This window comes from Reyranella sp. (assembly GCF_004296935.1).
Lineage (GTDB): Bacteria > Pseudomonadota > Alphaproteobacteria > Reyranellales > Reyranellaceae > Reyranella.
Genome location: NZ_SCVH01000152.1, coordinates 22,702 through 34,518 on the forward strand (window position 1 = coordinate 22,702; position 11,817 = coordinate 34,518).

An 11,817-nucleotide genomic window follows, 5' to 3' on the forward strand; every position below is an offset into this window, starting at 1 on the left:
GTGTCGGCAGTCGAAACGGAAACAATTGGTCGCGGTCGCCTCCTAGGAGGCAGCCGCCTGGACGGTCGGAGTCGGCCGTTTTTGGAGTACATCGTCGATCAGGCCGAACTCCTTGGCTTCCTGCGGGGCAAAGAACTTATCGCGTTCCATGGCCTGCTCGATCACCTCGATCGTCTTGCCCGTATGCTCGACATACATCTGATTCAGCCGCGAGCGCGTCGCCAGGATCTCCCGGGCGTGGATTTCGATGTCAGTCGCCTGTCCCTGGGCGCCGCCCGAGGGCTGGTGGATCATGATCCGGGCATTTGGCAGGGCATAGCGCTTGCCCTTCTCGCCGGCCGTGAGCAGCAGTGAGCCCATGGAGGCGGCCTGGCCATAGACCAGGGTCGAAATGTGCGGGCGGATGTAGCGCATGGTGTCGTAGATCGCCATGCCTGCCGTCACCACGCCTCCCGGCGAGTTGATGTAGAAGGAGATGTCCTTCGCCGGATTCTCGGACTCGAGATAGAGGAGCTGGGCGCAAATCACGCCCGCCACGTGGTCCTCGACCGGGCCGTTCAGGAAAACGATGCGTTCCTTGAGCAGCCTCGACCAGATGTCATAGCCGCGCTCGCCCCGTGCCGATTGCTCGACGACCATCGGCACGTAGTAGTTATTGTAGACTTCCAGCGGATCGCGGTCGCGAATCATCGCATGGCCCCCTTGGTGACTGTCAGTCTGAAAGTGGCAGCGACGGTGGCCCTGTTCAAGGCCACCGGTTCTGGATCAATTTGCCGCTTAAGGCGCCGTGGACGGCGCCCCATCGGCGTGCTGGTCTTCTTCCGCCTCGCGGGCCGCCTTGAGTAGTTCCTCGGGGGTAACCGACTTTTCCGAGACTTTCGCCAGCTCGAGAATGAAGTCGACGGTCTTCTCCTCGAAGATCGGCGCACGAAGTTGGTCCTTGAGCTCGGCGTTCTTGCCATAGAACTCGAGGACCTGGCGCTCCTGGCCGGGATAACGCATGGCTTCGCGCATCACCGCCTGGTTCAGTTCCTCCGGCGTGACGTCGATGCTGTTGGAGCGTCCGACATCGGCCAGCAGCAGGCCGAGGCGGACGCGGCGCTCGGCGATCTCGCGATACTCCTTGCGCATATTCTCTTCGTCGCCCTCGAGCTTCTGGCCGTTCTTCTTGGCCTCCTCGATCCGCGCCCAGATCGCATTGAACTCGCCTTCGATCAGCCCCTCGGGAACCGGGAACTTGTGCAGGTCGGCAAGTTTGTCGAGCAGATTGCGTTTGATCATCGACCGCGAGATCTGGCTGTAATCCTGGCCGATCCGATCCGACACGGCCTTGCGCATCGCCTCGAGGTTCTCGAAGTTGTTCTTCTTCGCCAGCTCGTCATCAGCCGGCTTGTCGACAAACTCGTGGAGTTCCTTGATCGTGCACTTGAAGATGGCGTCCTTGCCTGCGAGCTCGGCCGCGCCGTAGTCGGCCGGGAACGTCACCTTGACGTCGATCACCTTGCCGACTTCGGCGCCGGTGAGCTGGTCCTCGAATCCCGGAATGAATGAGCCGGAGCCGAGTTCCAGAGAGTAGTCGGTGGCCGCGCCGCCAGGGAATTCCTTGCCGTCGACCGAACCCACGAAGTCGAGCTTGATCGAATCGCCCTTCTGCGCCGGGCGCGCCGGATCGACCGGCTTCTGGTCCCGGTTTGCCTTGGCGATCCGCTCGATGGCCTCGTCAACGTCCTTGTCCGGAACGCTGGCCTTCAGCCGCTCGAGTTCGACACCTGAAAAGTCGACCTTGCCGATTTCCGGCAGCACCTCGATGGCGACCTCGAATTCAACGTCCTTGCCTTCCTCGAGCTGCTTCAAATCCACCCGCGGCTGCAGAGCGGGCTTCAGCCCACGATCTTCGATCGCCTTGGCGGTGCTCGAGTTGACGGCCTGCTCCAGGGCTTCGCCATAGAGAGCCTGGCCATACTGCTTCTTCAGCAGGCCAACAGGCACCTTGCCCGGCCGGAAGCCCGGGAGGGTCGCCGTCTGGGCCAGTTCAGCCAGGCGTTCATCGACTTTTGCCGACAGGTCGCCCGCGGGAACGACGATCTTGAATTGCCGCTTCAGCCCTTCGGCCGAAAGTTCCGTCACTTGCATTTTCTCACTTCCACTTCCGTCTGGTGCGGGCGAAGGGACTTGAACCCCTACGCCTTGCGGCACGAGAACCTAAATCTCGCGTGTCTACCAATTCCACCACGCCCGCCCGACATCTGCCCCATTGCCGTCGAGGGCCAACGGGGCATGCCTCGATGGCGAATCGCGGGCCTCTTAGCCCGCGCCCGGCAAGCGGTCAATTCAACGCTCTTGACGAGTACCGGGATCGCCCAGAATCACTGCCGCAAGCGCCTCTGGAATGCAGCCGATCAGATCCTCGGCGATCAGTCCGGGCCGCCTGAAACGGAAGGCACAGTCGCCATGAAGCCACGCCGCCGCCGCGCCCGCCGCAAGCGGCGACAGCCCCCGGGCCGCTAGCCCCGCCGCCATGCCCGCGAGGACGTCGCCCGAGCCAGCGGTCGCCAGCGTCGCTGGTGCGTGAACATTGATGACCGCACGGCCATCAGGTGCCGCAATCACTGTATCTGGCCCCTTCAGCAGGACGGTCGCACCGCTCTGCCGGGCGGCCCGGCGGGTTCGCTCCACCTTGCCAGAAACCGCTGAAAGTGCCGGAAACAGACGTCTAAATTCTCCCTCGTGCGGTGTCAGCAGGACGGGGCCTCTGATCAGATCGAACAGGCTCGCCGGATTTTCGGTGAAGACGGTAATAGCATCGGCATCGAGAACCACTGGCCGACCCGTCGCCAGTGCCGCCACGGCGGAGGTGCGGGTCCGTTCGTTGAGACCGGAGCCCGGACCAACAAGGATTGCGTTCCGCCGCTTGTCATCCAGCAAGCGCCCAAATCCCTCGCCGTCCTCGACTTCGGCAATCAGATTGCCGGGGTCGGCTGCCTGGTAGACCGCCATCGCCTCATGTGGCGTGGCGATGGTCACGAGCCCCGCCCCTGCCCGCCGGCCCGCCAGGGCGGCAAGTCTCGCCGCACCAGTGGCGGTTGCACCGCCCAGGACGGTCAAGTGCCCGCGCGCATATTTGTGCGTTCCGAGATCCTCGTGTCGCAGCAGCTCCTGCCACAGCACGGGCGCGTTCAGCCAAAGCTGCGGCGCGATCGCCCTCAGCACAGAACGGGCGATCCCGATATCGACCACCCTGAGGCTACCGCAGCGTCGAAGCCCTTCCACCGAGTAGTGGCCGGGTTTGGCGTGGAAAAATGTGACCGTGCACTCCGCCATCGGCGCGCACCCCATCACCTCGCCGCTGTCCCCATGCAGACCGCTCGGAATATCAACGGACACCACATGCAGGGCCTCGGCGTTCATCCGGTCGATCAATTCTCCGGCAATGCCGTCGATCGGGCGGCCGAGACCGGCGCCGAACAGGGCGTCGATCACCAGCGGATGGCCATCGAGCAGGCCCAGGCTCAGTGCCTCCACCGGTCCCTTCCAGGCTTGTGAAGCCGAGGCGGCATCGCCATGCAAGGCGCTTCTATCGCCGAGCAGGGCCACCCGGACCGGCCACCCTGCGGCATGGAGATGACGCGCGGCGACGAACCCGTCACCACCGTTGTTTCCCGGTCCGCATAGAACGACGACCGGTCGGGGCAGGTGACGCTCCAGCACGGCTTCCGCCACCGCCCGGCCGGCCGCCTCCATGAGATCGGCTCCCGGCACGCCGCCGGCAATGGCAGCGGCATCGGCCATCGCCATTTGCGCACAAGTCAGGAGAGCCAGATTGTCGGAAGGCGTCAGGCCTCGGAGTGTCACCCTAACCGCCTTGATGTATGAGCGATTGGGGCGGCCGACCGGAATTGAACCGGCGACATCCAGAATCACAATCTGGCGCTCTAACCAACTGAGCTACGGCCGCCATCGTGGATCGCCCCCAACGAAGCGCGCCTTCCTACGCTCCGCCGGCCGGAGCGTCAAGAATCTGCCGGTGTCGGCGGCAGAAGCCGATCGATGGCCCGGGTCCAGACCGTGCAGCTTTCTTCGAACGACAAGCCGAAGAATTCGCGCATTCGCGCCCAACTCTCGAAGTCGATCAGAGCATCGATCGCCAGAACGGTCTGCCTGCGCTCCGGTTCGGGCAACATGGAGAGTTCGGGACGGTACATCAGTTCGATTCTGCCCGTTACTATGGCCCGGATCGCCCGGATCCTCATCTCGAGTTCCTTGGATTCGCCCTTGTTGGCGTTGAGCGCCCGCCACAGCGGCAGCCACTCGGTGCAGATGCGAGCGCGCATTTCCACGTGCAATTTGAGCCGGGTCCGCCGATCGCCGTCGAAGCCCGTTGTCGCCGATTGCTCATTGGCTAGGGAGAACGCGTAATCCGTCGCCGCAACCCGAAGCGCATGAAGGTCTGGAAACCGCTCAAAGACCGAACGCACTGAATAGCCGGCGCGCTCGGCAACCTGGGCCGCCGTCGGAATGTGCGGATTCTCGCGCAGCAGTGCCAGATATGCCTCGATGACCAACTGCCGTGTCCGCGCGCTGCGCAGTCGGCGGCCGTCGACTTTGGCTGGTCTAGGGGACGGGATGGAAAGCAAAACCATTCATTCCGGTTCGCATCGGCGCCCGGCTTGACGATAAAGCAATTGGCCGTCCGCTCACTCGCCAAGCTCGGGAAGACACGCTCGCAAGAGAACAAGGGTAAAGACTACACCCTGAAAAGCCCTATTGCGAATTGTAACGATTGCTGCGGCGAGACTTCAAACCTGCGAGCTTACCCCGGCGGGGTCGGCGGCAGCAGCCGGTCGATCGCCTGGATCCATGCGGCACAGGCCTCATCTTCGGAAAGGCCAAAATGCTCCCGCATCCGGGCCCAGCTCTCGACATCCACGATGGCCTCGAGCGCAACCAACGTATGCTTTCGGGCCACCTCCGACAGGGTCGACAACTCGGGCGCATACATATGTTCCATAAGCGAAAGGACTCGCTCGCGCATCGCACGGGCCCGTGCCTTCAGTTCCTCCGAGCCACCCTGGTTCGCGATGAGCGCACGCCACAACGGCAGCCAGCGTTCGGAAGTGCGCGCCCGTGTATTGACGTGTGATTTGATACGCGTCATGCGATCGCCGCCGGCGTCGCGTGGCGCCGCCAGCGCCACGACCTGGGTGATCGCGTAGTCCGCCGCGGCGATCTGCAGCCCATGAAGATCGGGAAACCGTTCGAAGACCGAGCGCACGGAATAGCCCGCCCGTTCCGCGACCTTGGCGGCGGTCGGCAGTCCCGGCGACTCCTCTCTTGTCAGGGCGAGGTAGGCCTCGATGATCAGCTGTCTGGTCCGTTCGCTGCGCAGGCGGCGGCCATCTATTCGAGCGGGCTTGGACGCGGGATCCTTGGCCAAGACTGTCTCGATCACAGCAGGCTCAGTGGCGACTCGAACGTCGTCATGGTCCGCCCGCACCCGACAGCAAGAAACATTCCAACCAATCGTGCGACGTGTCTCATGTACCCTCTGGTGTCGCCGGCAGCATACGGTCGATGGCACGAATCCAGACAGCGCAGCCTTCTTCGAAGGACATGCCGTACATCTCGCGCATCCTCGCCCAGCTTTCCATGTCGGTAAGGGCTTCGAGCACGATCAGAAGATACTTGCGCTCCACCTCTCCAAGCGTCGACAGCTCGGGCCTATACATGATCTCGAACCGATCTATGGTGCGCTGCCGGGCGACGCTCAGGCGGAGCTTGAGTTCTTCCGATGCGTCCACGGTGAAGAGAAAGACGCGCCACAACGAAACCCCGCGTTCGCAGGTTCCCGCCCGCGTCTCGACCTGTGACTTGATCCTGGTCTGCCGGTCACCGTCGACATGGCGCGGCGGCGCCAAGGCTGCCGCTTGCGCCAGGGAATAGTCGACCGTCGCGACCCGCAATGCATTGAGGTCGGGAAAGCGCTCGAAGATGGAACGAACCGAGTAGCCCGCGCGCTCGGCGATCTGTGCCGCCGTGGGCATCGTCGCGCTTTCGCGCAGGAGGTCCAGAAACGCTTCCATGATCAGCTGCTTGGTTCGCTCGCTGCGCAGACGGCGACCATCGATCCGGGAAGGAGGATTGGCGGATGCTCGAGGGGACAATGCAGACTCGCCCGATCTCACGCCGACGGCAGGTTCGACATGAATGTCCATTTGTTGTTCGCTTCGCAACTAACCATCGAAGGCATCGATCGCTACTGGAACACTATACGCTCTGCGAAACCCGGTCGGCAGGATATTTGTAACGAAAACCGCCGAATCGCGGCATCGGGGGCTCATCGCCGGAAATGCCGCCCCAGCCGTTCGATGGCGCTATCCAGGGTCTCGTCATGCTTGCAGAAGCAGAAACGAGCGAAGTGCCGTGGCGCCCGTACAGGCTCGTCGTAGAAGGCGCTGACCGGCACTGCCGTCACGCCGGCCTCGACGGTGATATGGCGGCAGAAATCGTCGTCCGTGCCGTTGAAGCCAAGCGGCCTGAAGTCCGTCGTGACGAAATAGGTGCCGTGCGCCGGCAGGACATCGAAGCCGATGCCGGCCAGCGCAACCGCCAGGTGATCACGCTTGCGCTGCATGTCGGTCGCCAGGGTCGAATAATAGTCGTCGGCAAGACGCAGGCCCGTCGCGGCACCCCATTGCAGGTTCGGCGGGGTGGTGAAGGTCATGAACTGGTGTGTCTTCGCGATCGTCTTCATGAGTTCCGGCGCAGCGGTGACATAGCCCACTTTCCAGCCCGTCAGGCTGAAGCTCTTGCCGGCCGAACCGATGCGGACGGTTCGCGCGCGCATGTCCGGCAGGGTCATGATCGACACGTGCCTTCGATCGTCGAAGATGATGTGCTCATAGACTTCGTCACAGATCGCATAGGCATCGTGCTTGAGGCACAAGGCAGCGATGAAATCGAGCTCATCGCGATCGAAGACCTTCGAACACGGGTTCATCGGCGTATTGAACAGGATGAGCTTGGTGCGGTCGCTGAAAGCTGCCGCCAGTTCCTCTCGCGGCAGGCGCCACGTCGGTGGCTCGAGGCGTACCAGCTTCGGAATGCCTCCCGCCCGCCTCACCATGGGCAGATACGAGTCGTAGAGTGGCTCGATCAGCACGACCTCGTCGCCCGGCTCGATCAGGCCGAACAGGCAATCGCCCAGTGCCTCGGTCGCGCCGGAGGTCACCAGAACCTCGGATTGCCAATCGACATCCAGGCCCTGGAAGTGCTTCGCATGTTGCGCCACTGCCTGGCGCAATTCCGGAATACCCATCATCGGCGGATATTGGTTGTGACCGTTCAACAGGTAGTCGGCCGCGGCGGCCCGGACTTCGTGCGGCCCCTTGTCATCGGGAAACCCTTGGCCGAGATTCACGGATTGGTGCTCCCGGGCGAGGGCCGACATCACCTCGAAGACCGTCGTTCCCAGGCCGGACATGAGCGAATTAGCAGGCTTCATTGGGTAACCCATAATAGATCATATTATAGGCAAATATTTGCCTATATATTAGGCGAATAGCTCTGTTCATGACCAGCTACGCCGATTTGCGAGAGGATGCCTGTGGTTAACTATGGCATGAAAAATGCTCTAACACGCTCCATACGGGCCACCCCGACCGGTGGCACCGGTGATCGTGTGCGGAGTGTCTCAATCAAATGAAGAAAATCGAGGCGATCATCAAGCCCTTCAAGCTCGACGAGGTGAAGGACGCCCTCAATCAGATCGGACTGAAGGGCATCACCGTTCTCGAGGCCAAGGGTTTCGGACGCCAGAAGGGACACACCGAGCTTTACCGCGGGGCCGAGTATGTCGTCGACTTCCTGCCCAAGGTGAAGATCGAACTGATCATCGAGGACGAGATGGTCGAAAAAGCCGTCGAGGCGATCCGCAGCTCGGCGCATACCGGCCGAATCGGCGATGGCAAGATTTTCGTGTCGAGCATCGACGACGCGATCCGAATTCGTACTGGCGAGCGTGGTGACGCCGCCGTATGAGAACGCACCCTTTGGGGGCAGAGGACGTATCCACAAAAGAGGGACGAAGGACAAATGGACGCCAAACAGGTTCTCGCGATGATCAAGGAAAAGGACGTCAAGTTCGTTGACTTCCGCTTCACCGATCCCCGCGGCAAGTGGCAGCACACGGCCCGCATGGCCTCGGCCACCGATGAAGGCACCTTCGTCGACGGTGTGATGTTCGACGGCTCGTCGATCTCCGGCTGGAAGGCGATCAACGAGTCCGACATGATCCTGATGCCGGATCCCTCCACCGCCGTGCTCGATCCCTTCGCCGCGCAGACGACCCTCATCATCAGCTGCGACGTCGTCGAGCCTTCGACGGGCCAGCTCTATTCCCGTTGCCCGCGCTCCACCGCCAAGCGCGCCGAAGCCTTCATGAAATCCTCCGGTATCGGCGACACCGCGGTGTTCGGCCCCGAACTCGAGTTCTTCGTGTTCGACGACGTGCGCTTCAAGGTCGAAATGCAGGGCAGCTCGTTCAGCGTCACCTCGAGCGAATCGCCGTGGAACACCAACACCGAGTACGAAGGCGGCAACATGGGCCACCGCCCCGGCGTCAAGGGCGGCTACTTCCCCGTCCAGCCGGTCGACTCGCACAACGACCTGCGCGCCGAGATGATGTCGGTCTGCACGGACATGGGCATCGTCATGGAGATCCATCACCATGAGGTGGCGCCGGCGCAGAACGAGCTCGGCTTCCGCTTCGACACCCTGGTGAAGACCGCCGACAACGTGCAGAAGTACAAGTACACCCTGCACAACGTCGCCCACAGCTACGGCAAGACGCTCACCTTCATGCCGAAGCCGATCTATGGCGACAACGGCTCGGGCATGCATACTCATCAGTCGATCTGGAAGGACGGCAAGCCGCTGTTCGCCGGATCGGGCTATGCCGACCTGTCGGAGACGGCGCTCTACTACATCGGCGGCATCATCAAGCACGCCAAGGCGCTGAACGCCTTCACCAACGCCAGCACCAACTCCTACAAGCGCGTGATCCCGGGCTTCGAGGCGCCGGTGCTGCTGGCCTACTCCTCGCGCAACCGCTCGGCCTCGTGCCGCATCCCCTACTCGGCGTCGCCGAAGGGCAAGCGCGTGGAAGTCCGCTTCCCCGATCCGTCCGCCAACCCCTATCTCGCGTTCGCTGCGATGTTGATGGCCGGCATCGACGGCATCAACAACAAGATCCATCCGGGCGACCCGATGGACAAGAACCTGTACGACCTGCCGCCGGAGGAACTCTCGAAGGTTCCGACCGTCGCCGGCTCGCTGCGCGAGGCGCTGAACTGCCTCGACGCCGACCGCAGCTTCCTCACCAAGGGCGGCGTGTTCACCGACGACCAGATCGACGCCTACATGGAGCTCAAGTGGGAAGAGGTCTACAACTGGGAACACCAGCCGGCGCCGATCGAGTACAAGATGTACTACTCGATCTGATCCTTTCCGAATTTTCGGATCATGGAAGGGCCCGCTGTCGCGGGCCCTTCTTTTGTTGGAGGATGCCGCTAACGGAATCGAGGGAACGGAACATGAGTGGCTGGATGGACAAGGCGATGGACGATCTGCGCCCCTGGATCGGGCGCGTTCGCGTCGTCGAGGACGATATCGGCCTGATGGCGGTGCGGCGCGCCGCCGGAACCTTCGACATGGACCCCGAAAGCTTCCGCGTCGGCTCCGAACTGCCGCCGCACTGGTTCGGGATCTTCTTCACCGAGACCGTCCGCCAGGGCGACATCGGCCCCGACGGCCATCCCAACAAGGGCATCGTGCTGCCGCCGATCCCGATGCCGCGCCGCATGGGCGCCGGCCGCCGGGTCAAGGTCATGGGCAACCTGCGCGCCGGCGAGCCGGCCGTGAAGAAGGCCGAGGTCGCCGACATCGTCCCCAAGAGCGGCCGCTCCGGCGATATTTTCGTGCTCACCATGCGCCACACCATCGAGCAGCACGGCAAGGTGCTGGCGGTCGACGATTTCGACGCGATTTATCGTCCCGCCGTACCGCCTGGCCAGAAGACGACGGCCACGGTGGCCACCCTGGCGCGCACCGACCAGGCCTGGAGCGACACCACCGCCCTCACCAATGCCCTCAACTTCCGCTATTCCGCCCTCACCTGGAATGCTCACAGGATCCACTACGACGGCGACTACACACGCAGCGAGGAAGGCTATCCGGCGCTGGTCTCGAACGGCGGCCTCTCCATGCATCTCATGGTCGATGCCGCGCTCCGCCATGCCAAGGGCACCCTCACCGGCTACACCGCCCGCCTCGTCCATCCGCTCTGGGTCGGCGACCGGATCGAGGTCCGTGGCGAGGCCCAGAAGGACGGCAGGCTGAAGATCTGGGCGGCCGACAGGAACGGCGTGCTGTGCGGCGAGATGGATCTGGAGTTCGCCCGATGAGCGGCGGTCCCCTCGAAGGCGTCCGCGTCGTCGATTTGACCACCGTCGTCGTCGGCCCGATCTGCACCCGCACCCTGGCCGACTACGGCGCCGATGTGATCAAGGTCGAGGCGCCGGGCGGCGACCTGCTGCGCACCATGGCCGAGGGCAGCCGCAACCCCGGCATGTCGGGCAAGTTCATCAACTTCAACCGCAACAAGCGCTCGATCGTGCTCGACCTCAAGAACAAGGACGGCCACGCCGCCCTGCTGCGGCTGATCGCCAGGGCCGACGTCTTCGTGAGCAACGTCCGGCCCGAGGCTCTGGCCCGCGCCGGCCTCGACCATGCGAGCCTGGCCAAGCTCAACCCGAGGCTGATCCACTGCTCGATCCTGGCCTTCGGCCGCGGTGGCCGATACTACAACCGCCCCGCCTACGACCCGATCGTGCAGAGCCTGTCCGGCGTCGCCGGCACGATCGCCCGCGCCACCGGCGAGCCGCGCTTCGTGCCGATGGTGATGAGCGACCACACCAGCGGCTTGATCGCTGCCCAATGCATCGGCTTCGCCCTCTACCGGCGCGAGAAGACCGGCAAGGGCGAGGCGATCGACGTGCCGATGCTGGAGAACATGGCCTCGTTCGTGAGCAGCGAGCATCTCGGCGCCGCCACCTTCGACCCGCCGGTCGGACCGACCGGCGACGGCCGCCTGCTCAGCCCCAACTACCGGCCGCTGCCGACCAAGGACGGCTACGTTACCGTCCGCCCCAACACCAACGCCCAGGCGCTCGCCTTCTTCGACGCCATCGGCCGGCCGGAGCTGAAAACCGACCCGCGCTTCGACAGCGCCGCGGCGCGCACGAAGAATGCCGCCGCCTACTTCGAGGTCCAGCGGGAAGGCCTCACCGGCAAGACGACGGACGAGTGGGTGGAACTGTTCGACAGGCTCGACGTGCCGGCCGCCCGCTACAATTCGATCGACGATCTGCTCACCGACCCTCACCTGGCCGACGTCGGCTTCTTCCAGCCCGAGGAACATCCCAGCGAAGGCCGTATCCGGCGTACGAAGCTCGCCAATACCTTCTCGGGCGGTGCCCGCGAGGACGAGACCCATGCCCCGCGCACCGGCGAACACACCCGCGAGGTGCTCTCTGAGGCGGGCTACGCCGCCCCCGAGATCGACGCCCTGCTGGCCGTCCGAGCGGTGCAGTGAGCTGGCCCAACATTCGAAATTGGGCCCAACTCGACGGCTCGAAATTCGGCTCTCCGCACGCCGGAAAGCCAATAACGGCGGGTTTTTCGCCCGCCTGCCGGGCCCACCTGAATTGAGGGAGTGTTGGGCCCGAAGTTGGGCCCGACTCCGGGATAAGCCTTATTCCA

Annotated in this window: 11 protein-coding genes and 2 tRNA genes; 4 read left to right on the forward strand and 9 right to left on the reverse strand. The window is 63.5% G+C overall.

Features of this window, described 5'->3' with window-relative positions; translation table 11 throughout:
- Positions 1 to 42: 42 nt before the first annotated feature.
- The 9 genes from EPO55_RS21960 to EPO55_RS22000 all read right to left on the reverse strand — a co-directional run bounded on the left by EPO55_RS21960 (position 43) and on the right by EPO55_RS22000 (position 7,501).
- Positions 43 to 690 carry an ATP-dependent Clp protease proteolytic subunit gene (locus tag EPO55_RS21960; protein ID WP_296339436.1) on the reverse strand — a complete coding sequence of 216 codons (648 nt, stop codon included), beginning with the start codon at positions 688 to 690 and terminating at the stop codon, positions 43 to 45.
- Positions 691 to 777: 87 nt separating this feature from the next.
- Positions 778 to 2,127 (reverse strand): trigger factor, encoded by a 1,350-nt coding sequence (gene tig, locus EPO55_RS21965; protein WP_296339438.1) that lies wholly within the window; start codon positions 2,125 to 2,127, stop codon positions 778 to 780.
- Positions 2,128 to 2,154: 27 nt separating this feature from the next.
- Positions 2,155 to 2,239 (reverse strand) — tRNA-Leu (locus tag EPO55_RS21970).
- A 92-nt stretch (positions 2,240 to 2,331) separates the two neighbouring features.
- Positions 2,332 to 3,795 (reverse strand): NAD(P)H-hydrate dehydratase, encoded by a 1,464-nt coding sequence (locus tag EPO55_RS21975; protein WP_296339439.1) that lies wholly within the window; start codon positions 3,793 to 3,795, stop codon positions 2,332 to 2,334.
- Positions 3,796 to 3,878: 83 nt separating this feature from the next.
- Positions 3,879 to 3,955, reverse strand: a tRNA-His gene (locus EPO55_RS21980).
- A 55-nt stretch (positions 3,956 to 4,010) separates the two neighbouring features.
- On the reverse strand, positions 4,011 to 4,562 hold the full coding sequence (locus tag EPO55_RS21985) for a hypothetical protein (protein ID WP_296339440.1): 552 nt from the start codon (positions 4,560 to 4,562) through the stop codon (positions 4,011 to 4,013).
- A 248-nt stretch (positions 4,563 to 4,810) separates the two neighbouring features.
- The gene (locus tag EPO55_RS21990) at positions 4,811 to 5,434 is read right to left on the reverse strand and encodes a TetR/AcrR family transcriptional regulator (RefSeq protein WP_296339441.1); all 624 of its coding nucleotides are present in this window, start codon (positions 5,432 to 5,434) and stop codon (positions 4,811 to 4,813) included.
- Positions 5,435 to 5,534: 100 nt separating this feature from the next.
- Positions 5,535 to 6,212, reverse strand: a complete 678-nt coding sequence (locus EPO55_RS21995) for a hypothetical protein (RefSeq protein WP_296339442.1) — start codon at positions 6,210 to 6,212, stop codon at positions 5,535 to 5,537.
- 122 nt (positions 6,213 to 6,334) lie between these two features.
- Positions 6,335 to 7,501 carry an aminotransferase gene (locus EPO55_RS22000; RefSeq protein ID WP_296339443.1) on the reverse strand — a complete coding sequence of 389 codons (1,167 nt, stop codon included), beginning with the start codon at positions 7,499 to 7,501 and terminating at the stop codon, positions 6,335 to 6,337.
- Positions 7,502 to 7,698: 197 nt separating this feature from the next.
- Between EPO55_RS22000 and EPO55_RS22005 the strand changes: the two genes are divergently transcribed.
- From EPO55_RS22005 to EPO55_RS22020, 4 genes are all read left to right on the forward strand, one after another.
- The gene (locus EPO55_RS22005; RefSeq protein WP_296339444.1) at positions 7,699 to 8,037 is read left to right on the forward strand and encodes a P-II family nitrogen regulator; all 339 of its coding nucleotides are present in this window, start codon (positions 7,699 to 7,701) and stop codon (positions 8,035 to 8,037) included.
- A gap of 54 nt (positions 8,038 to 8,091) precedes the next feature.
- Entirely contained in the window at positions 8,092 to 9,498 is a 1,407-nt protein-coding gene (gene glnA / locus EPO55_RS22010; RefSeq protein ID WP_296339445.1) for a type I glutamate--ammonia ligase, read from the forward strand.
- A 92-nt stretch (positions 9,499 to 9,590) separates the two neighbouring features.
- Positions 9,591 to 10,460, forward strand: a complete 870-nt coding sequence (locus EPO55_RS22015) for a hypothetical protein (protein WP_296339446.1) — start codon at positions 9,591 to 9,593, stop codon at positions 10,458 to 10,460.
- The gene (locus EPO55_RS22020) at positions 10,457 to 11,650 is read left to right on the forward strand and encodes a CoA transferase (protein ID WP_296339448.1); all 1,194 of its coding nucleotides are present in this window, start codon (positions 10,457 to 10,459) and stop codon (positions 11,648 to 11,650) included. Before EPO55_RS22015 ends, EPO55_RS22020 begins: the two co-directional genes overlap by 4 nt.
- Positions 11,651 to 11,817: the final 167 nt, after the last annotated feature.

What these genes read in the sequence shown, in the direction of transcription:
- EPO55_RS21960 (WP_296339436.1), bottom strand. Translation starts at nt 690, where the DNA reads ATGATTCGCGACCGCGATCCGCTGGAAGTCTACAATAACTACTACGTG.
- EPO55_RS21975 (WP_296339439.1), bottom strand. Translation starts at nt 3,795, where the DNA reads ATGGCGATGGCCGATGCCGCTGCCATTGCCGGCGGCGTGCCGGGAGCC.
- EPO55_RS21995 (WP_296339442.1), bottom strand. Translation starts at nt 6,212, where the DNA reads ATGGACATTCATGTCGAACCTGCCGTCGGCGTGAGATCGGGCGAGTCT.
- EPO55_RS22000 (WP_296339443.1), bottom strand. Translation starts at nt 7,501, where the DNA reads ATGAAGCCTGCTAATTCGCTCATGTCCGGCCTGGGAACGACGGTCTTC.
- EPO55_RS22005 (WP_296339444.1), top strand. Translation starts at nt 7,699, where the DNA reads ATGAAGAAAATCGAGGCGATCATCAAGCCCTTCAAGCTCGACGAGGTG.
- glnA (WP_296339445.1), top strand. Translation starts at nt 8,092, where the DNA reads ATGGACGCCAAACAGGTTCTCGCGATGATCAAGGAAAAGGACGTCAAG.
- EPO55_RS22015 (WP_296339446.1), top strand. Translation starts at nt 9,591, where the DNA reads ATGAGTGGCTGGATGGACAAGGCGATGGACGATCTGCGCCCCTGGATC.
- EPO55_RS22020 (WP_296339448.1), top strand. Translation starts at nt 10,457, where the DNA reads ATGAGCGGCGGTCCCCTCGAAGGCGTCCGCGTCGTCGATTTGACCACC.